Annotated in this window: 14 protein-coding genes; all 14 read left to right on the top strand. The window is 45.6% G+C overall.

The window, feature by feature from the left end; translation table 11 throughout:
- Positions 1-76: 76 nt before the first annotated feature.
- The 14 genes from ACZ42L_RS05735 (at position 77) to kduI (ending at position 22548) form a co-directional block, all read left to right on the top strand.
- Positions 77-871 carry a hypothetical protein gene (locus ACZ42L_RS05735; RefSeq protein WP_464701900.1) on the top strand — a complete coding sequence of 265 codons (795 nt, stop codon included), beginning with the start codon at positions 77-79 and terminating at the stop codon, positions 869-871.
- A 441-nt stretch (positions 872-1312) separates the two neighbouring features.
- Positions 1313-2131 carry a hypothetical protein gene (locus ACZ42L_RS05740; RefSeq protein WP_464701901.1) on the top strand — a complete coding sequence of 273 codons (819 nt, stop codon included), beginning with the start codon at positions 1313-1315 and terminating at the stop codon, positions 2129-2131.
- A 202-nt stretch (positions 2132-2333) separates the two neighbouring features.
- Complete coding sequence (locus ACZ42L_RS05745) at positions 2334-2621, top strand: hypothetical protein (RefSeq protein WP_464716892.1); 288 nt, start codon at positions 2334-2336, stop codon at positions 2619-2621.
- Positions 2622-2944: 323 nt separating this feature from the next.
- Entirely contained in the window at positions 2945-5002 is a 2058-nt protein-coding gene (locus ACZ42L_RS05750; protein WP_464716893.1) for a leucine-rich repeat domain-containing protein, read from the top strand.
- A gap of 16 nt (positions 5003-5018) precedes the next feature.
- Positions 5019-5198, top strand: a complete 180-nt coding sequence (locus ACZ42L_RS05755; RefSeq protein ID WP_464701413.1) for a hypothetical protein — start codon at positions 5019-5021, stop codon at positions 5196-5198.
- Between the two features lie 715 nt (positions 5199-5913).
- Positions 5914-7134, top strand: coding sequence for a DUF4861 domain-containing protein (locus ACZ42L_RS05760; protein WP_464716894.1), 1221 nt, complete (start codon positions 5914-5916; stop codon positions 7132-7134).
- A 17-nt stretch (positions 7135-7151) separates the two neighbouring features.
- The gene (locus tag ACZ42L_RS05765) at positions 7152-11135 is read left to right on the top strand and encodes a hybrid sensor histidine kinase/response regulator (protein ID WP_464716895.1); all 3984 of its coding nucleotides are present in this window, start codon (positions 7152-7154) and stop codon (positions 11133-11135) included.
- 166 nt (positions 11136-11301) lie between these two features.
- A complete protein-coding gene (locus tag ACZ42L_RS05770; protein WP_464716896.1) occupies positions 11302-14319 on the top strand; it encodes a chondroitinase family polysaccharide lyase in 3018 nt (1005 codons plus the stop codon).
- Between the two features lie 14 nt (positions 14320-14333).
- Positions 14334-15533 carry a glycoside hydrolase family 88 protein gene (locus ACZ42L_RS05775; protein ID WP_464716897.1) on the top strand — a complete coding sequence of 400 codons (1200 nt, stop codon included), beginning with the start codon at positions 14334-14336 and terminating at the stop codon, positions 15531-15533.
- A 44-nt stretch (positions 15534-15577) separates the two neighbouring features.
- The gene (locus tag ACZ42L_RS05780; protein WP_464716898.1) at positions 15578-17371 is read left to right on the top strand and encodes a DUF4955 domain-containing protein; all 1794 of its coding nucleotides are present in this window, start codon (positions 15578-15580) and stop codon (positions 17369-17371) included.
- Between the two features lie 47 nt (positions 17372-17418).
- Complete coding sequence (locus ACZ42L_RS05785) at positions 17419-19368, top strand: heparinase II/III domain-containing protein (protein WP_464716899.1); 1950 nt, start codon at positions 17419-17421, stop codon at positions 19366-19368.
- A gap of 57 nt (positions 19369-19425) precedes the next feature.
- The gene (locus tag ACZ42L_RS05790; RefSeq protein WP_464707027.1) at positions 19426-20217 is read left to right on the top strand and encodes a hypothetical protein; all 792 of its coding nucleotides are present in this window, start codon (positions 19426-19428) and stop codon (positions 20215-20217) included.
- A gap of 25 nt (positions 20218-20242) precedes the next feature.
- On the top strand, positions 20243-21613 hold the full coding sequence (locus tag ACZ42L_RS05795; protein WP_464701656.1) for a PTS galactitol transporter subunit IIC: 1371 nt from the start codon (positions 20243-20245) through the stop codon (positions 21611-21613).
- A 23-nt stretch (positions 21614-21636) separates the two neighbouring features.
- Positions 21637-22548 (top strand): 5-dehydro-4-deoxy-D-glucuronate isomerase, encoded by a 912-nt coding sequence (gene kduI, locus ACZ42L_RS05800; protein ID WP_464701426.1) that lies wholly within the window; start codon positions 21637-21639, stop codon positions 22546-22548.
- The last annotated feature ends 21 nt before the right edge of the window (positions 22549-22569 follow it).

Here is a 22569-nt window from a genome sequence, read left to right on the forward strand (position 1 = left end):
CACGCAAAATCAGGCTATTTTTATAATTTTGCACCATCAATGGACTAACGTAATTACATCAAAAGACAGAGTCATTATGAAATACGGCAATAGAAAAACAAAAGTACAACGCATTCTCTCGCGCGTACTTATTCTTCTTGCCTGTAGCCTTTTATTATCTGCCTGCAATGAGAAAGAAGAAGACAATGGTTTTCCGGACGAACAGAATGCAGTGGTATTCAACGGCCGAGTGGTCAATTCAGACGGCATCGGCATCAAAGACGTGAAGCTGCATGTAGACTTCATCGACGCCCGATTGTTTAGCAGTCTTACGCGTAAAAAGAGTGAGACCAAGACCGACCAGAACGGTAATTATCAGCTGAAATTCTATGTACGGGCCGACGAAGATACGCTCTTCAAGCAGCATCTTCCCTATGTAGCCTATAGGTTGACAGCAGATGCAAGCAAGTTGTCAGCCGACAAATATCTGCTTCCGGAGGATGCGACTTATCAGATGGAAATATATGGGCGTCCCGATGCCTCCGAACAAGTAGACTGCATGATTCCCGAATGTCGCAAGATAGATGTGACACTGACTGGATTCAGCACGCAAGACTATTCCAACAACGAGTTTTATATCAGTATAAAAACGTCGGCGGGATTCTTCTCCAAAGACGAGAAAGGCATCAGGCACTTTTACGGCAGTTACGGCAAAGACTATAAAGCCACACAGCCCAATGTGCATTACACCATTCCCCTGGCTGTCAACGACAGTGCAGAAGTAATGGTACTCAGGCAGAAAAACGGTAAGGGAAACCAAGTCTGGAAGAAGATTTATATCGGAAAGACGTCGCCCACCAGCCTTACATTCGACTACAATGCAGCCGACTGACGAGGCCCACACATCCCTGTCGGCGAGCAAGGTTCGCATGGTTGTCCACGTGTCTGCTTACCATCATTTTACTGCAAAGGCCAAACAGCATTGCTGCAAAGGCTTGGCAGTAAAAATGCAGGGGCTTTTCAGCAATGCTGTTTGGCCTTTGCAGTTTTTAGCATGTAGCGTGGGTGAATTGACGAGTAAATGATTTCGTGAGTTACCTGGTCTGAAAAGACTCCCCTATATATAATTATGGTGGCAGTCCTTTGTACTATTTAACTGTAGGGGCGAATTGCATTCGCCCTCTCTAAGGGCAAAATCTCCGTGCCTAGTTGCACGACAAAGTCATAAACTTCATGAGTTTTTAAATATATAAGTAATTAACCCAAGCGTCCGAGCCTCCGCAAGACGCTCCCCTAACAAACGAGAGGGGGTCATAGGGAGGCACAGTAATTTATGAGAAAAAATATACTCCTTTCATTCCTTTTCGCCACAGTGGCACTCTTGTGGACTAACAGCGCACAAGCTAACATCTATGTTGCTGGAAAAAGCTATAGCACCACACAGAGCATCACTGGCCCAGGCATCAGTGGCAAAGTACATTACAACGCCCAAACCAAGACACTGACTCTTGAGAATGCTCATATTAGCCACACTGGCACTGTAGTGGACAACTTTGACAATGGATTGTCTATCATAGTAAAAGGCGACTGCTCCATCACTATGAACAATCCTAAGAACTTCTTCGCAGCACTTTCTACAAGCAATTCCATGACTATCAAGGGAGAGGGTACACTTACTGTCACCAGCCCCGGAACAGCCATTACGCCTGTATTTGGAAATAACATTACCGTCACCATCGACGGCTGTACCCTCATCGCCAATGGTGGTACTTCAGGTATTAATTCCAGTAACAAGCACAAACTTCACATCCGTAACGCTACCGTCAAAGCTACAGGAAAAAACACAGGCTCTATCAGAGGATGGGCTGAAATCACTCTCGAAAACTGCAAACTCTTAACTCCTATAGATGCAACCATCGGTGCATATAGCGGTGCTAAAGCAGTTGTAAAAGGTGGAACAGTTGTAAAGAGCGAAGTCGAAATCGTTCCCAAAAGTAATCTTATCATAAATGGCATCGACCAGCCTAACACAGAGACCGAAGCTACTGTTACAGCTATTTACTCTGTTGACGGTCGCCAACTATCGAAGATGCAACGCGGACTGAACATCGTCAAGATGAGCGACGGAACAACCAAGAAAGTTATCCGCTAATCATACATCGTTTGGCTGAAAAGCCACCTATACACAATCGGAGGCAGTCGGGCAAATGCCACGACTGTCTCCGGTTTTCGTATGTGGCAACGCTGGACAGTCTCATTTAATATATATAGGTATTCTGACCATAACCTTGGAGATGTAGAGATGGTGTGTACACCGTCTCCGCAGTTTCCTCCCCTGATAACCAGCATTGCCTATGAGACGGAGTACACTCCGTCTCTACTCTATCCATGCTTATCACCTGACGCAATGTTCCCACCTATCGGGCGAATGCTATTCGTTCCTACAATCATATATAAATGGTATCGTAGGGACGCGGCATGCCGTGTCCCTACAATTGTGCTACCATACTTATATCGTCCATAGCATTGGACATGTAGAGATGGTGTGTACACCGCCTCCTCAGTTTCTTCCCCTGATAACCAGCATTGCCTATGAGACGGAGTACACTCCGTCTCTACACCGTCTTTATCACATAACGTAACATCCTCACCTATTGGGCGAATGCAATTCGCCCCTACAACTCTACAAACTAAACAACCCATCAACCCACGAACTTTTGTTAACGCCTGTTAACGGGGGGGGGGGGGACGTTAAACAAACACAACTTTTTGTTCTTTACATACGCTTTTCTGTTCTATTTTAGAATTTTGAGATACTTTTGTTGCCATATATATGTAAAGTTAGAATAAAAAGAAACTGGATATTCTTAGTACAGACAGATTCATTCTATCGAAGATAAAAGGATATAAACTACATCAATTCTACTTTCAATTAGAGAAGATAAAAAGATTAATTTAAATAAGGATGAAAAAGCTATTATTTATAATCATAGCCATACTCATGGCTGTGAGTGTGCAGGCTACCGTTAAAGTAACAAGCGCCAACGGCATTGTTACTATCGCTGTAGAAGGCAATGCTGGGCAGATTGGACAATTATCCAACGGTAATTATGAGTATTCGTCAGAGGTTTCTGCGAAACAAGCACTTATTAAGGCTGCAACCCACCTCGTGATTACCGGCAATATCAACAGCACGGATATCAAGACATTGGTCAGCAAAAATCAGACATCCAATACTTGGACCATTCCTACATTGGATATGGGCCGTGCTACTATCTCTTCCATCAAAGTTGAAGGGAGTGGGACTTACAGTGTTAACGAGCATGATTTTCTACCAAACAACTATACCCACATCAATGCAACGTCAGTAGTTCTCCCTGTAGCTACTGATGGTATCCTACCCCATTATTTTGGGTTTTGTTTTACAAGAGACAATCTCAAAAGTGTAACCATTCCTAAAGGCTACACTTCTATAGGAGACTATGCTTTCTCACACGAAGAAAAGTTGGCCACCATAGACCTACCAGAAGGATTGGTATCTATTGGTCGTAACGCATTCGACTATACTGCCATCAACGCCATTACGTTGCCAAATTCATTGAAGTCTATTGGCGATGAGGCTTTCCAACAATGCCCTAATTTGAAAACAATCAGCTTCCCGGAGGGTTTTGAGAAATTGGGAGACAAGGTATTTGAAAGGACTATCTTACTGGATGTATATTTCCTTGGGAAGACAGCTCCAATCGTTGGTCAAAGTGCTTTTGACGATGGTAGTTATAAGGGCAATGGCGGTATGGTAGACACTAATTATAGTGCTGACCTTGAAAACAAATTCGGCGATACAAATAACGGCTATGCCGAACGTCGCAACTATACCTATGCTGCCAACACTATGGCTGTACTCCATCTTCGTTCAGACCTGACCAATGACGAACGTGCCAAGTATATCGACATCACACGCGAATACAAAGTAGAGAAAAGAGGGGACAACAAGTATGCTGCTTTCAAAGACTTGTATTACGGGGATATGAAGATATGGCCCGGCCAATACTCATACAACCATACCTACGACAATGCTGTAGCTGGAACGCTTTGGAATGGAACTACTACGTACGACAAGAATTACATGGGACTCCACAAATTCTCCATTGCCGTATCCGACATCAACGCACCTAATACTGACACGGAGAAATGGAAGTTCTCCAAGATAACCCCCGACCAATGGTGGACCATCTGTGTACCTTTCAAAATGACCAAAGCCCAAGTGCGCGAGGTATTTGGTGAGAATACAGAAGTATGTAAACTGAACGAAGTGGTGAGAGATTATGACAAGAATCGAATTACCCTGAAGTTCAAGGACGACCAATACCAGAAAGCCTCTGGCGATGATGCAATGGTGATACAGGACCATATCTCGTATATGATTTTCCCAACCAAGGCATTGAATACGGGGGAGACATACACCTTCGAAGGCTATCATAGAGAGCCTGGATATCCGGAACCCACCATCGTACATGCGACGAAAAAGGGTATCCAGACCGCTGAAGAACAGAAGAACGTATACAACTATCGCTTTATCGGTTGCTATCTAACAAATGTAGATAAAAACGTAAATGACGGTAAAGGCCAACCCATCAACATGCCGAAATTCAGCTACTTCTTAGGTAAGAGTGGCGACAAGCATAAGTTCTTCTATCAGATTGGTACCACAGGTAAATGGAATCCATATACAGCCACTGTCCAGATATTTAAAGAGAATCAAAGAGTAGGTACCGACGGTATCGACGACTCTTTCTCTACTGATGCCAGTGCTGGTGCAAGAAGCATCTCATATTTCGGCCTTGAAGACGAAGACCCCACCACTGGTATAGATGAAGTTGCCATCGAGGTAGGCAACGGGGCAACACGCCTGGTGAATGTGTACAACCTCAATGGCCAGTTGGTTCGCCAAGGGTCTGAAGACCTCAATGGATTGCCAGCAGGCGTTTACGTAGTGAATGGTAAGAAAATCATGGTACACTAATAAAGGAGGATTCGTCATGAATAAAAAAACATATACTAGCCCTGAATTCAACATCATCGAAATAAAACACGAGGGATACCTGATGCGTACGAGCCGTGAGGCAGAAGTAGGAGGAACTTCTCCTAATCAAAACAAAGACCACTATCTGGATCCTACCGGTCCTGTGGAAAACTGGGATGGTGGTGAATCGCTCTAAGCGAATCAGTACGAATTTGTCAAAAAGTTGATTGACAGCCCGAAGGGCTACCCATTCATAGCCGGGGACAGTCGAGCGAGAGCAAGATTGTCTCCGGTTGTCGTTTGCTATCTATCCAGTCTGGCAAGACTGCCCTACACCTATTTATATATGGGGAGTCTTTCAGACTCAATTATTTTTATGCGCCTTTCTCCGTAGGCCTAAAGGCCCACGGCTATGAATGGGTAGCCCTTCGGGCTGTATCCCCCCTTCCCTTTTTCCATAGGTTTCCACTTCGCTTCACGACTATGAATGAGCAGCCCTTCGGGCTATTTTGCAACGCCGATACTATTCATAAGTATACGTGATTCGTCCCTACAACTCACAAACTTAAAAACTCATCAACTACTTATCCTGCAATTCGCCCCTACAACTCATCAACTCATCAACTCAAAAACCTCTTGTCTCTACAACTTGTTTACTCGTCAACATTGTTAAACAAATACAAAATGGCTTGTAAAAAGAGAGTTTTACGTATTTTTGTAAAACCAAAAGTGGAGAAATCCTGAGGTAGTATCATCTCCCTGCAAGGTAGACAGAGCTACAGTTACGTCGTCGAATAGCAGTGATTAACAATCTGTGAAGCCACGATATACGACAAAGACACTGGTTCTGAATACAACTCATATCCACTTTGAGACAACTAACTTACACAAAATAGTAAATACGACATATCATGAAGAAACTTAAAATCAGCAGCATACTGTCTCTCTTTTACCTGCTGCCTCTCGCCGGACATGCACAACAAGTGACCTTAACCGTCACCAACGAATTACCTATGCAGCGACAAGAAGTCGTGGAAGTGCCTTACGACAGTATATTGAAGCGCATCCCTGTAGGTCCATACGAATCGGTCGTCGTAAAAAATGCTTTCGGACAACAGATAACATACCAACTGACGCATGATCGGAAACTGCTTTTTGATGTGGAAATACTGCCCCACGGCAAGGCTACATTCACTGTAGAGAAAGGCATTCCCCAACCCATGAAAGCATGGGTGTATGGTAAAATATACCCTGAAAGAGTTGACGATATCACATGGGAAAACGACAGGGGTATCTATCGCGTATATGGTCCGGCATTACAAAGAACGGGAGAGCGTGCCTTTGGCATTGATGTATGGACCAAGAATACGCCAGAACTGGTGGTCAAAGACCGCTACACGACAGCACTGGACGGCACAACCCGACAGAAGAAGCTCATCAAGGCAGGAAAAAAGGAGCAGGCAGAGGCCATCAGAATGGCGACAACATTCCACCTAGACCAGGGAAATGGCATGGACTGCTATAATGTCGGGCCAACATTGGGATGTGGCACACCGGCACTCATGAGCCAGGGCGAGCTGGTCTTTCCCTACTGTTTCAAGGAGTATGAGATACTCGACAACGGTCCTTTGCGTTTCACACTGGCACTCACGTATGACACCAAGAAGATAGGCGACAACGACCAAGTGACCGAACACCGCATCATCAGTCTGGATAAAGGCTCGAACTACAACAAGACAACCGTATGGTACGACGGCCTGCAAAAGCCGATGGATATGGCAGCCGGTATCGTGGTACACTCTACCGACAAGAAAGACATGACACTGGGCAAAGACTATATATTATATGTAGACCCTACCGATGCACCGGAAAAACATAACTTCCAGATATATACAGGGGTTTTGTTCCCCCAAAGCGCCCAGACAACGTATCTGCCGAAGACCAATAACGACAAAGGCTACGAAGGGCATGTGGTCGGTATCGTGAGGAAATTACAGAATAATGCACGCTATACCTACTACTTCGGCAGTGCATGGAGCAACTACGATGTCCGTACACAAGCCGAATGGCAACTCAGGTCAGAGGAATATATGGCGGGATTGAAGAGTCCGCTCAAACTAACCATCCGATAATCACGAACTATCCCTACATGAAAAGACTCTCACTGCTCTTTCTATCTATCATCCTACAGACCACATCACTGCTGGCCCAGAACATCACTTTCAAGCATCTGATGCCTGAAGATGGGTTGTCGCAAGTCTCTGTGAACAGTGTATGTGTAGACTCGCTGGGGATGATATGGATTGCTACGCGCGAGGGACTGAACTACTATGATGGCAATACCATCACGGTATATCGCAAGAAAAAGGGAGAACCCCATTCGCTCTTCTGCAATACTGTCAGCAGGGTTATATCCGACGGACATAAAAGACTATATCTGCAATGCACCGAGGGACTGGCTATGATGGATATTGCTACCCGAAAGTTCAAGACTATTACCCATGCCCCCATTGGTGCCATCAGATTCAACAAACAGTTGTATGTGGGCGTAGAGAATACCGTCTATGCCTACGACCATGAGCTTCAACATACGGTATTTACCGTACTTCCCAGCCATACGACCATCAGTAGTATCGGATTTGACGGCAGAGGGAACATGCTTATCGGTACTAACAACAACGGAGTGTACCGCAGAACGAAAGCCGGGACGATGGAACATATCATTCCAAGAGGCAGCATCACCGACATCTATACCGACAGAGAGAATGAAACATGGATAGGGAGCTGGGCCGACGGAATGTATAGAATGAGTGTCGACGGACGAGTTCGAAATGTCAGGGCCGAAGACCATATCGGCTTACAGAGCAATTTCGTACGTACATTCTGCCAAGACAATCTTGGCTATATATGGCTTGGAACTTTCAGAGGATTGCAACGACTGGATAAACAGAGCGGTGCATTCCAACTCTACAGTGCCGACGGTAAAGCCGGAAGCCTGAGCAATGCCTCTATCTGGAGCATTGCCAAGGATTCACAGGGCACACTCTGGATGGGAACTTACTTCGGCGGAGTGAACTATTTCAATCCGGAATTTGAAATATACAATTATTTCAGACAGGGTAAAAGCCCTGCCGAGGGACTAAGCAGTCCCATCGTTGGAAGCATGACGGAAGACGATCAGAAACATCTGTGGATTTGTACAGAAGGGGGCGGACTGAACATGTATGACAGAAACACGGGACAAATCAAATGGTTCTCGCTCCCCTCTACTCCTAACATCATCACGCACAACAACCTCAAGTCCATATACTACGACAAGAAAAGACAATGTCTGTGGATAGGAACTCACTTGGGAGGCCTCAACAGAATGGACTTGAAATCGGGCAAGATAACCAACTACAGCCGACGGGACGGCGACCCCCATTCGCTCCCCTCGAACATTGTGAGAGACATTGTACCCTATGGCAGCAAACTGATATTGGCCACTCAAAACGGAGTCTGCCTATTTACCCCGGAAACAGGTAAATGCCAACAGCTATTAAGGCGAAACAAATTCAGCAAATACATATCGGTTATTCCCTGTATAACGATAGACAGGAAGCAGCAACTCTGGATAGGAACAGAGCGAGACGGCGTGTTCTGCTACGACATGAAGAGACAGAAGCTATACTGGTATCGGCACAACGAACACAACCGCCATTCGCTAAGCAGTAACAACATCAACAAGATTTATACTGACCGCCGAGGAAATATATGGATATGCACATCGGGTACGGGCATAGACAGATATATACCACAGACCAACAGCTTTGAAAACTACGATGCCAATAAGAATGGACTGGCGAGCGACTGCGTCTATTCTATCTGCGAATCGTCGGTATCTGACAATAAAATGCTGGTCATCACCAATCAAGGCTACTCCGAATTCAACCTCAAGGAAAAACATTTTCAGAACTTCGGCAGGAACAACGGTTTCCCATTGTCGGCCGTCAACGAGCGGGCACTCTACATGAGTAAAGACGGACAAGTGTTCCTAGGCGGTGTCAACGGCATGCTGTTTTTCAACGAGAAACAGCTACACAATATCTCAAAGAAATACAATATACAGTTTGGCAAACTCTTCGTCAACGGTAAAGAAGTGAATCCACAAGACGAAACAGGACTACTGGAACAAGCATTGGAATACACATCTAAGCTGGTACTGAAGAACAACGTGAAGATGTTTGCTATAGAGATAGCCAATTCCAATCATATAGAAGATAACCGTGCACGGCTGGTCTATCAGCTGGAGGGCTACTCCAAGACATGGAACGAACTGCACGAGGGACAGTCGGTAGTGAGCTTCACCAACTTGAATCCAGGTACATATACCCTCATCTGCAAGTCGTCGAGACCGGAAATACAAGCTACCAAACTGGAGATTCGCATTCTGCCGCCGTGGTATAAAACGTGGTGGGCCTATCTGGCTTACCCGTTCATACTCGGTTTCATCATATGGTATTTCACCAGCAACTATCTGGAGCGCGTCAATCTGTATGCCTCGTTGAAATACGAACGCAAACGGGCGTCGGACATCGAAGAGATGAATCAGTCGAAACTGCGATTCTTTACAAACATCTCGCACGAAATCCGAAATCCGTTGACAGTCATTATAGGACTATCGGAAAGTATGCTGGGGATGGATACATTCAATCCACGGGTGTACTCGAAGCTACTCAGCATACACAAGAGCAGTATGCAACTGAGAGACTTCATATCCGAACTGCTCGACTTCAGAAAGCAAGAGCAAGGCAAGATGGTGATACATCCCATAGAACTGGACCTGACTTCGCTGGTATATGAGACCTTCCTCATCTACCGCGAATACGGAGTGGCCAAAGGGATAGAGGTGAAACTGCAATGCGACGCAGAACATATCATTGCCAAACTCGACTTGCTGCAAATGAAAAAGGTCATCAACAACCTTCTGGCTAATGCCATCAAGCATACTCCACAGGGTGGAGATGTGTCTATCGTACTGTCGGCCGACGAGAGGACTTTCACTTTATTGGTAAATAATCCCGGCAATCCTATCCCAGCAGAGCAAATAGAAAAAATCTTCGACCGCTTCTATCAGGTGGAACAGCTGGAATTATCATCGCGCGAACTAGGCACCGGTATCGGCTTGGCACTGGTAAAAGGCATCGTGGAATTACATCAGGGTGAGATACATGTGACGAGCAACGCCACCAATGGAACATCTTTTATCATCAAGATTCCAAAAGGAGAGATTACCGGACAGCAACAGCTCATGGTACAAACGCTCCCTGTGGACACTGTGCTGATGCCCGACACGGAAGAAGAAAAGACAGAAGAGCGGAAAGAAGAAACTGCCACCATCCTTATCGTGGAAGACAACGAGACACTTCTCACCATGCTTCAAGACCTGTTTCGCCCATACTACAAAGTGCTGACAGCACAAGATGGCGAACAAGGACTGGCAGCTGTCAAAGAGGCGTTGCCCGATATTGTATTGACAGACCTGGTGATGCCGAAGATGCTTGGCACGGAATTATGTCGCTCTATCAAGCGTAATCCGGAGATATGCCATATTCCCGTGGTGCTTCTAACAGCCCGTACATCCGTAGACAACCAAGTAGAAAGCCTGAAGATAGGTGCCGACGACTATATCACCAAGCCCTTCGTGGCCAGTATTCTGCTGGCACGATGCAACAATCTGATCAATAACCGTAGGATGTTGCAGCAGCGTTTCTCCAAATCGGCAGAACAACAACCCGATATGCTGGCCACCAACGAGATAGACAAGAAGCTGCTGGAACGTGCGCTCAAGCTGATAGAAGAGAACTATGCCGACCCGAACTTCAACGTAGACAAGTTTGCACGCGAGATAGGTATGTCAAGAACAGCACTATTCAACAAGTGGAAGAGCCTCACATCTGATACGCCGATGAGCTTCATCCAGAGTTACCGATTGAAAAAAGCCGCCAGTATGTTGAAAGCAAAACCCGACCTCACGATAGCAGAAGTAAGCGACAAGAATGGCTTTTCTTCTGCCCGCTATTTCTGTAAATGTTTCAAAGACTTCTACCACATCATGCCATCAAAGTACAGAACAGAAGACACTGATAATTAGGCACTTGTATTAATTCTGACTCTTTTTGTACTTTTTCGTCACAGATATATTTTGATACGCGTGAATTTAGATTTAAATTTGCGTTAACCATTAATCTTTACGTAACGAAATACGAGTATTGACAATCACTCGCGATTGAGTATTCGTACCTAAACATCGTCAGACAATGATTCGCAGTCTAATTATCTTGTGGGCACTTGTTATCAGTTCCATACCGGCTACAGCACAGCCTATGGAGTTGAGACAGCTATTGTCATTCGAAGACACGAAAGCCCTCAACGATATTCAGACCTCGAAATCGAAGATTGACATTTCATCCAAGCACTTCAAGCATGGGGCAAATTCCATACACTGGAATTTTAAAGCCAACGGCATTCTCACACTATCCAAAGATATAGAATTTGAGCCTAAGGATGCGACAGGTAAAGACACCTACCTTTCCGCATTTATCGTGTGGGTGTATAATGAGAAACCACTGGATGCACAGATTCGTTTTTCTTTCCTCAAAAATGGCAAGCCGTGCTGTTCTTTCCCCATGAATATCAATTACAAGGGATGGCGTGGCGTATGGGTATGCTATGAGCGCGACATGGAAGGAACACCCCAAGTGGGTATGAACCAATTGCGCGTGGAAGCACCGAAGGCTGCCGGCAATCTATATTTCGACCACATGATATTGGCTACAAAGGTTGACGCCCGCCAACAAACAGCCGATATACAAGTACCATTTGTCAATAAAGAGACCAGAAACCACTGGTTGCAGATATACAATAATTCGCTCAAGAAGCCCCAAACTCCATTCCCTGCCCTCACACCTTCTCATGTGAGTGACATTAAGATGATGGAAAAGCGTTTCATGGATATTATCTATAGTCCCGGAAAACTAACTCCCAAAACTATGGAGAATATGCGAAAGCAATATCAGAAATATCACATTGAACGGAAAAACGGCTATGTGACAGGCACACCTGTCTTCTTTGTAAGACATGCCGAAGCCTATGAACGCCTGCTCCCTCAATGGGACAAAAATCTATTTATCAAAGCCGGTGTAGAAATGGGTAACTATTTCAAGCTGATGAATCAGGTGGCAACGGCTTACCACCATGCCACTTCGGCAACAGACAAAGGCGAACTGAAGGATATGTTCTTGAACCTGTACGACCATATTACCGATCAAGGTGTCGTATATGGAAGCTGTTGGGGAAACATACACCACTACGGATACAGCTTGCGCCAGATGTTCCCGGCTTATTACCTCATGAGAGAGGTACTCAGAGAGAGTGGCCGTTCGCATGAAGCTGAGCAGACTTTGCTGTGGTATGCCCAGACAAATTCGCTTTATGACGTGCCTACAGAAAATGGTGCTGATATGGATACGTTCAACACGGAAGCTATCGGTTGCATGGCAAGCATATTGTTAATGGAAGATGGGCAGGAGAAAGTGGGACGATTACAGGCGTTCAGCCGATGGATAGACAACGGCTGTCGACCGGCCGACGGACTGAAAGACGCCTTGAAAATAGACGGAAGTGCCTATCATCACTGTCATCATTACCCTGCATACGCCATCGGCGGACTGACTGGAATCACCCAAATGGCCTACGTATTAAGACAGACATCATTCAGAATAGGAGTAGAAGCACATCGAACAATTCGCAAAGCCCTGTTGGCCATGCGGATGTATTGCAACAAACGACACTTCCCCTTGGCGATGTCGGGACGGCATCCTGACGGATTGGGAGAACTGATTCCACTGCACTATGCACTCATGGCTATGACTGGATGCCCGGAAAACGGCAGTGAGATTGACACAACAATGGCTGCTGCCTATCTAAGATTGGCTCTGCCAAAAAAATCATATCTAGAGAAGCAGATATGGAAGACGCTGCAAGCACAAGGCTTGAAGGCGGAACAAGCTCCACAGGGTAATCTGGCAATGCCATACGCCTGTGCTTCCATTCATCGCAGAGGAGAATGGTCGGCAGTAGCCGTAGGCCATTCCAGATACCTTTGGGCAGCCGAGCATTACAACAAAGAAAATCTCTATGGACGCTATTTGGCTCATGGAAGTCTGCAACTCCTGACAAGTCAAGAAGGCGATGTGACACCACTAACAAGCGGATGGCAACAAGCAGGATTTGACTGGTCGCATATTCCAGGAACGACAGCAACCGTCTTACCATTCCATTTACTGAAAGCCCGAATATATAATGTAGATACATTCTCAGGTCTGGAAGAGATGTTACTCTCAGACCAAAGCTTTGCCGGAGGATTGTCACAGCTAGGTCGAAATGGAAATTTTGGAATGATTCTGCATGAGAACGAGAAATATAACGGCTCGCTTTGGGCGCACAAGTCCTTCCACTTCATAGATGGGACGATTGTCTGCCTGGGTTCAGACATTAAAAACAAGGTTGCAGAGTATCCCACCGAAACCACCATTTTGCAGCAAGCAGTAAGCTCATCTGCACAACATGATTATTGGAATCGGACCTCGCTATCAGGCAATGTGTGTCTTGACGCTTTATCAACAGGATATTATTGTCCCAATGGTGCTATCTTACGAAAGAACTTCCCACAGCTATCACGCACCGAGGACACCGATGAAGAGAGCAAAGGAGACTGGGTGTCGCTTGTTATAGAACACGGAAAAGCACCGCAAAATGCAAAATATCAATATGCAATATTGCCTAACACAACGCAGAAGCAGCTAGAAACTTTTGCCAAAGCCCCCACTTATGAGGTGCTCAAACAAGATAGCATTGCACATATTATCCGCTCGAAAGCGAATCACACAGATTCATACGTTATTTGGAAAGCAACCACTACCCCACTTCCTGGAGATTTGGTTCGCCGTGTAGATACCGCCTGTCTGCTGATGGCCTATGTACCGACAGCCTCTCGCCTGACGCTTACTATCGCCCAGCCCGACCTCGCTTTATACCGTGGCCAAAGCGACGAGCGCTACGACGAACAGGGGAAATGGGTAGAACGCAGTATTTATTCACGCTCGTGGACAGGAAACAAGAGCCAGACAGTTCCCGTAACGCTGAATATAAAAGGCAAATGGAAACTTCAAAATCTGTTGCCCAACGTCAAGACAACGATACAACAAGACACCACTACGATTCTGATAGAAACGCAAGATGGTACAAGCTATGATTTAGAATTCATCAAACAATAAATAGTTAATCAACCATGCAAAAATTACTATCACTTGGACTGACAGTTTTTTTCTCGCTCTCGGCTTTTGCAGAGGGAGCAAACAGCACGTGGATAAAAAAAAATATCCAGTTTGCCGACAAACAATATGGACTGATGGTAGACAACATTTCAAAGGTTAAACCTCTCGCTCTACCAAAGACATACAATTATTCCAAACAGCAAGTCGTGTATATTCCTACCGATGATTGGTGTTCCGGATTCCCGGCAGGCAGCATGTGGTATCTGTATAATCTGACCAATAAAGAGAGCTGGAAGAAACATGCAGAGCAATATACATTGATTCTCGACTCCATTAAATACTTGACATGGCATCATGATGTGGGCTTCATGATTGGCTCCAGCTATCTCAATGGCTATCGTCTCGGAGGACATCAAGAATATAAAGACGTCATTGTACAGACGGCAAAATCGCTTTGTACCAGATTCAGACCCAAGGCAGGAATCATCCAATCATGGAATGTAGACCGCGGATGGCAAGCCCAACGTGGCTGGAAATGCCCCGTTATCATCGACAATATGATGAATCTGGAGCTACTGTTCGAGGCTACCAAGCTGTCGGGCGACTCTACTTTCTGGAATGTAGCAGTAGCACATGCCAACACAACATTGAAGAATCACTTCCGCAAGAATGCCAGCTGCTACCATGTTGTCGACTATGACGACAACACTGGCAAGGTGCGCCGACGCGTCACAGCACAGGGATATGCCGACGAATCAGCATGGTCGCGTGGACAGGCATGGGCCATTTACGGCTTCACCGTATGCTATCGCTACACAAAAAACAAACGTTATCTTGACTTGGCAGAACGTGTACTCGACTTTGTGTTGCACGATAAGCACATGCCGAAAGACCTCATACCTTACTGGGATTATAATGCCCCTGAGATTCCTAACGAACCGCGGGATGTTTCTGCCGCAGCCTGTATAGCCTCAGCACTCTACGAACTGGAACAATATGCACCAAACAAGGGCTACATGAAGATTGCTGACAAGATGTTGAAAAACATGTCTAAACCGGCATATCGCTCTGCTTTGGGAGAGAACGGCTGTTTCCTACTGATGCACTCTGTAGGTAGTATTCCCCATAACAACGAAATCGACGTTCCTCTCAACTATGCCGATTACTACTTCTTGGAGGCTTTAAGTCGAAAAGTAGAAGCTACAAAAAAATAACATGAGTATAAACTTATAATCTATTTAATATGTATCACCATTCATTGAAACACAAATTATCTATCTTCATCGGACTAGGTATGTCGCTTATAGCCTATGCACAGGGTGACAACCACTATTGGACGGAATTCAATGCAGACCCTACAAACAGTGCTATTCTGGACTACTCCTATGCTGGATATAAACATGGAGAGAAAGTTCCCCCTACAATTGCAGAACTCAAAGCCTCTGGATATACTGAATATAATGTTACTAAATATGGGTTAATCCCCAATGATGGCAAGTCCGATCGTCAAGCATTCAAGGATCTCATTACCAAAATTGGCAAGAAAGCCAAAGCCAAAGCCATCATCTACTTCCCTGAAGGAAATTATATTCTCCATGATGACGATGATAATATCATGAAAGCTGGTATGCAACAGTCAGAGCCTATTGTTGTAAACATGGGACACTTTGTTATCCAAGGTGACGGTAAAGACAAAACCTTCCTAGAGATGAAGACTCCCAATCTGCCAAAGACTAAAGCATTGTATAGTTCCCCCATTATGTTGCAGATTAAACATAATGGTAAAAAAGAAACCGATTTAAAGGTATATGGCCTTATTACCGCCGATTCTAAGAAAGGTTCACATTCTATTACTATTCAAGATGCCAGTCAGGTAAAACCTGGCCAATGGGTATGGCTCAAAGTACAGAACTATAGAGACGATGTCATTACTGAAGAATTACAAAACTGCACCATTGAACATACGATGACCGACCTTATCAACAATGGTGTGCAAGTGGACGAATATCATGTCGTTGAATCTGTTAAAGGTAACGTTGTCACCTTCAAAGAACCCATTATGCACGAGGTAAAAGAGTCTTGGGGATGGCGACTACAAGAATATCCACACTATGAAGAAGTGGGTATAGAAGACCTGACTTTTGTAGGACACGCCTGCAACGATTTCGTCCATCATCGTACTTGGGAGGATGACGGTGCTTACAAGCCTCTCCTACTCATGCGTCTGACCGACTCTTGGGTACGCCGGGTCGGCTTCCAGAGCATCAGCGAAGCACTCACATTCGAGCATTGTGCCAATACAAGTGCATACGAAATTGAAATATCCGGCAACCGTGGACACTCCGCCGTACGCGCTGCAAACAGCACACGTGCATTCATCGGAAACGTGTACGACCACTCTGACGGCTACTATGTAGAGCAAGATTACAAGACACGCTACGACGGCTTGGGCCAATATCATGCCTGTGGCGTATCCAAGCACAGCATCGGATGCGTTATCTGGAATTGCGACTGGGGACTGGACGCATGCTTTGAAAGCCACGCTACACAGCCTCGCGCTACCCTCATCGACGTATGCACAGGTGGATTTATGCCCAGAAGAATGGGTGGAGACAGAAACCAGCTCCCCAACCATCTGGACGACTTGCTGATTTGGAACTTCAAATCAAAACCCACCCAGACAGTACCATTCGGCACCTATAACTGGTGGAACTCTGGTAATGTATGGGTTAAAGTGATGCCTCCAATGGTCGTTGGATTCCACGGACACCTCATCAACTTTGCCGAAAGCCAAATGAAATGCAATGAAAGCTATGGGACAGCAGTCAATCCTAAATCGCTCTATCTAGCTCAGCTAGAGCGCCGTTTAGGCAAGAAGAACGAGTGGATGCAACAGATTACCACAGGTATAGAGTCTCCACAAATCTTCAGACCTGCAGAAGGACTGGATAAAGGCATCTATACATTGAAAGGTGAAAAACTGGATATGGACGTCGACCAACTTCCCCAAGGATTCTATATCATTGACGGTAAGAAGGTACGAATCAACTAACATGTAGGTACACACCTATATACCCAATCTTTCCAACAACTATCAACATGCAAAACATCATAAAATATTCGCTTCTGGCCTTGATACTACTATGTAGTGTATCGGGCAGGGCTTATACTGAAAGGAATTTGCTGGGGCATCAGGTCTCCAAAGAGACTTTGAAAGATGCACTTGTCATGAACCAGAAATGGGTTTCCTATCCTGCCTACAGCGATAGAAGCGGATGGGACAAACTGTTCGGTGCATCCAAGGAAGCTGCCATCAAACGTGGTACACGCTATCTTGATTATCAATGGCGGGTAATTAAGGCTACCGACTACCTGGAATATAGCAAGACCGGCAACCGCAATATCATGCAAGAACCCAACAGTAGTAACAATTCTGCAATCTCCGCTCTGATGATGGCCGAACTTGCCGAGGGTAAAGGACGCTTCATCCCACAACTCATCAATGGTGTCTACTTCACCTGTGAAAAGGCATCGTGGGTACTTTCCGCTCATCTAAACAGCCTACAGAAATCTCACTCCTCTCTCCCATCCATCCATGAAGAGATTATAGACCTTGGGAGTGGCGAGGTTGGAGCTATGATGTCGTGGATCTATTATTTCTTCCACGAAGAGTTTGATAAGGTCAACAAGACGCTGTCTCCGCGTCTCAAGCGCGAGATTGTACAGCGCCAATTACTCCCATTCATCCACAATAACAACCTGTGGTGGATGGCGCGTAACTACCAGAAAGGCAGTTTGCTCAACAACTGGACTCCCTGGTGCAACTTCAACGTACTCCAAAGCTACATGCTGATAGAGAACGACCTCGACAAACTGGCCAACGCCGTGTATCTGACGATTGAATCGGTAGACAAATATCTCAACTACATCAAGCAAGACGGAGCATGCGAAGAAGGCCCGTCTTATTGGGGACATGCACCCGGAAAGTTCTTCGATTACATCGAGTTACTCCGAATGAGTACCGGAGGAAGAGTAGATGTGATGCGCGACCCGATGGTTCGCAACATGGGCGAATACATCGTCCGCAGCTATGTAGGCAACGACTACGTTGTCAACTTTGCCGACGCATCTGCTAAAGCCGACTTAGCCTTCATCCCCGTAGTCTTCCGTTACGGTAAAGGTACAGACAGCCAACTCATGAAAAACTTCGCAGCCTATCTTGATAAGAGAAGCGCGAAGACCGAAGAACAAGGCCGATACCTGTCTGCTGGCACAGATGTCTATCGCATGTTGGCTACGCTTGCTATCAAAGAAGAGCTGAAAGCTACCCAAGGTACTCTCAATCATCCTGCCTATACATGGTATCCAGAGACCGAATTCTGTTACATGACAAATAAGAGCAAGATGTTTCTAGCCATGAAAGGCGGCTTCAATAATGAGAGTCATAACCACAACGACGTGGGTACATTCTCACTGTATATCAACTCTACACCTATCTTTATTGATGCCGGTGTGGGTACTTATACCAAGCAGACTTTCAGCAATGAGCGCTATAATATCTGGACCATGCAAAGCAACTACCACAATCTTCCTTTGATTAATGGTATTCCGGAACATGAAGGGGCGCAATACAAGGCTACCAATACGACTTTCAATGCAAAGCAAATGCAGTTCAGTGTAGACATTGCCAAGGCTTATCCTGCAACGGCACAGGTGAAGACATGGAACCGTTCGTACAGACTTCTCAAAGACAAGATGACTATCACCGACGCTTTCGAGCTTTCCGGTGCTATTGTAGCCAATGAAATCAACTTCATGACTTGGGGACAAGTAGACATTTCCAAAGCCGGACAAGTAAATATACTGGTAAAAGAACAGAAGGCTTGTCTGCACTACGATGCCAATATGTTCATCCCCTCACTGCAAACGGTCAGCATCACCGACAAACGTCTCTCTAATGTTTGGGGCAACGAAATCATCAGAGTGACACTGAAAGCCAAAAAGATTGCCAACAAGGGGAAATACAATTTCACCATTACAAAACAATAAAATACATCATTTGAAAACTATTTATTATCAATTTATCAACCATTAAACACATCTATTATGAAACGATTTTACCTATTGACATTAGTATTATTCACAGTCTGCATGACCAGTGTAGCTCAACAGAAATGGGATTTCCTCAAGTTATCAGACACTGACATCAGCAATCTTGACGCAGACTGGACGTTAGAAAACGACTATTATTACAACACCAGTACCAGTGGTAAAGGCATCTATGTAGGACGCTATTCCAAGGAAGGTAAAGATTACAGTCCATACTTTACCAACAGAGACTCTGCTGCACTTTATTCTTCTATAATCCAAGCCAATGGTATGGAACTCGAAATGACTAAGGGGCTGAGATTTGGACTTGTCAATACAAAAAATGGACGTTTCCATGGCAATAACAAGAAAGCCTTCCGCATCTACAAAAATAACAAAGGAAATGGTATATTCTTTCGTGTGGATGGGGCTTTCTTCGTAATTCCTAATGTAGCCAAAGGCGATACGGTTATCGTTGTAAGTCGCCCCGGTGGTAAAGAAGGCCGCGGACTTACATCACAAGACCTTGAAATCATAAAAGGTTTTGAATCTACAGAAGCCGTTAACACAACAAACAAGGGTATTTCTAAAGTAGATGGTTATGTACTCATTAGTTCTATAGACAAACCTAGCATCCTATTAAGCGTAGAAGTAAAGAAGCCTACCACCGGCATCGCAGCAATACAAACTTCCGGTGTTAAGCATCCTGAGCGTATCTACAACCTCAATGGCCAGTTTGTAGGAACAGACTTCAACAAACTTCCCAAAGGTGTTTATATTAAGCAGGGAAAGAAATTCATCAAGAAATAATCTTCAAGTATAAGCTAACATGATCATTGAACAAATCTCTAGCTATATCATCAGCCTGGGCGCAAGCGTCATGATGCCTATTCTCTTCACGATAATAGGTATCTGCATCGGTTTGCGACCGGGCAAATCCCTTCAATCCGGCCTCTATGTTGGCGTCGGTTTTGTCGGTCTTGGTATAGTAACCGGTCTGCTCACCAGTAATTTTGAACAACCACTCAAGTCGATTGCCAATATCTACAATCTCCAATTAGGAGTCTTCGATATGGGTTGGCCGGCAGCAGCCAGTGTTGCTTACAACACCGCAGTAGGCGCACTCGTCATTCCGGTGTGTCTCGGTGTCAATCTCCTGATGCTGCTCACCAAGACCACCCGTACTGTCAATATCGACCTGTGGAACTACTGGCACTTTGCCTTTATAGGTGCAGTGGTCTATTTTGTCATGGGCGAAAGCCTGTTGTGGGGCTACTTTGCTGCCATCATCTGCTATATCATCACTATGGTGATGGCCGATCTCACAGCCAATAGTTTCCAGAAATACTATGGCAACCTCGATGGTATCTCCATTCCACAACCTTTCTGCCAGAGTTTCGTTCCCTTCGCCTTGATTGTGAACAAACTCCTAGACAAGATACCAGGCTTCAGCCGTCTCGATATAGATGCCGAAGGATTGAAGAAGAAGTTTGGCGTATTGGGCGAACCACTTGTACTCGGAGTTATCGTCGGAATCCTTATCGGCTACCTTGCACAGGCCGACATCAAGGGAATTCTGACACTTGGTATCATCATGGGAGCTGTCATGGAATTGATTCCCCGCATCACTCGCCTGTTCATAGACGGTCTGTTGCCTATCTCGGAAAAGACAAAGACGCTTGTAGAGAAGAAGTTCAACGGTCGACAAGTGAACATCGGTATGAGTCCGGCACTGGTCATCGGACATCCCACAACCCTCGTTGTGAGCTTGCTGCTCATCCCTACCGTACTCTTCCTCGCCGTCATCTTGCCGGGCAACCAATTCCTCCCGTTGGCTTCATTAGCTGGCATGTTCTACCTCTTTCCACTGGTTCTGCCCATTACCAAAGGCAATGTTGTCAAGACCTTCATCATCGGATTGGTGGCACTTACCGTCGGTCTGTATTTCGTTACCGACATGGCAGCCGACTTCACCGTAGCAGCCAACGCCGTATATGCAGCCACACAAGACGCAGCAGCCAAGATTCCCGATGGCTTTGCAGGCGGTGCTCTCGACTTTGCTTCGTCTCTACTAGGATGGTGCATCTATAAACTTACCTGTTACCTATCCTATATAGGGCCAGCACTGCTGGTAGTTCTGGCTATTGCCTTGATGCTCATCAACAGACGCAGAATCTTGCAAGAGGAGAAGAATTCACTCGGTTAAACCCATTAAAACGACATAGAAGCATGAAGAAAACATTCTTATTACTTACATTCGCATTCACAGCTATCGCAATGATGGCGCAAAATAGTTACACCCACTATGAAGTGAGATATGCCCACCACCCTGAGGATGCCAAGCAATACGACACCCAACGGTTGCGCAAGGAATTTCTCATACAGAAGGTTTTTGCACCTGGTGAAGTGAATTGGGTGTACTCCATGTACGACAGATTCCTCATTGGAGGGGCTGAACCCGTAGCAGCTCCACTGAAACTGGAATCTATCCAACCGCTCCATACACAGCACTTCCTCGACAACCGCGAGATGGGAATCATCAATATCGGCGGTGAAGGCACAGTCACTGTCGACGGAAAAGCCTATCAACTCGGCTTCAAAGAGGCTTTGTATATTGGCCGTGGCGTAAAAGAAGTGGTTCTCACTTCCAAGGATGCCGCTTCGCCAGCCAAGTTTTACATCAACAGCGCTCCTGCTCACACAGCTTTTCCTGTGCGCAAGGTGACTTTGAAAGAGGCTAAGATTATCAAGGCTGGTTCGCTGGCAGGTTCAAACGACCGTGTCATCAACCAATTGATTATCGACGGAGTAGCCGGCGTTCGCACCTGTCAGTTGCAAATGGGACTCACAGAACTGAAGACAGGTTCGGTCTGGAACACCATGCCGGCCCACACTCACTTGCGTCGTATGGAGACTTACTTGTATTTCCAAGTACCCCAAGACCAGATGATTTGTCACCTCATGGGTGAACCTCAGGAAACCCGCCCGATGTGGATGAGCAACGAGCAGGCTGTCATCTCTCCGCAATGGAGTATCCACTGTGCAGCCGGAACAAGCAGCTACAGCTTTATCTGGGGCATGGCAGGCGAAAATCTTGACTACGGCGACATGCAGGTAGTGAAGATGACTGATTTGAAATAAAAGTACGATTAACAACTTAAA

It is taken from the genome of Prevotella mikamonis (assembly GCF_055381405.1).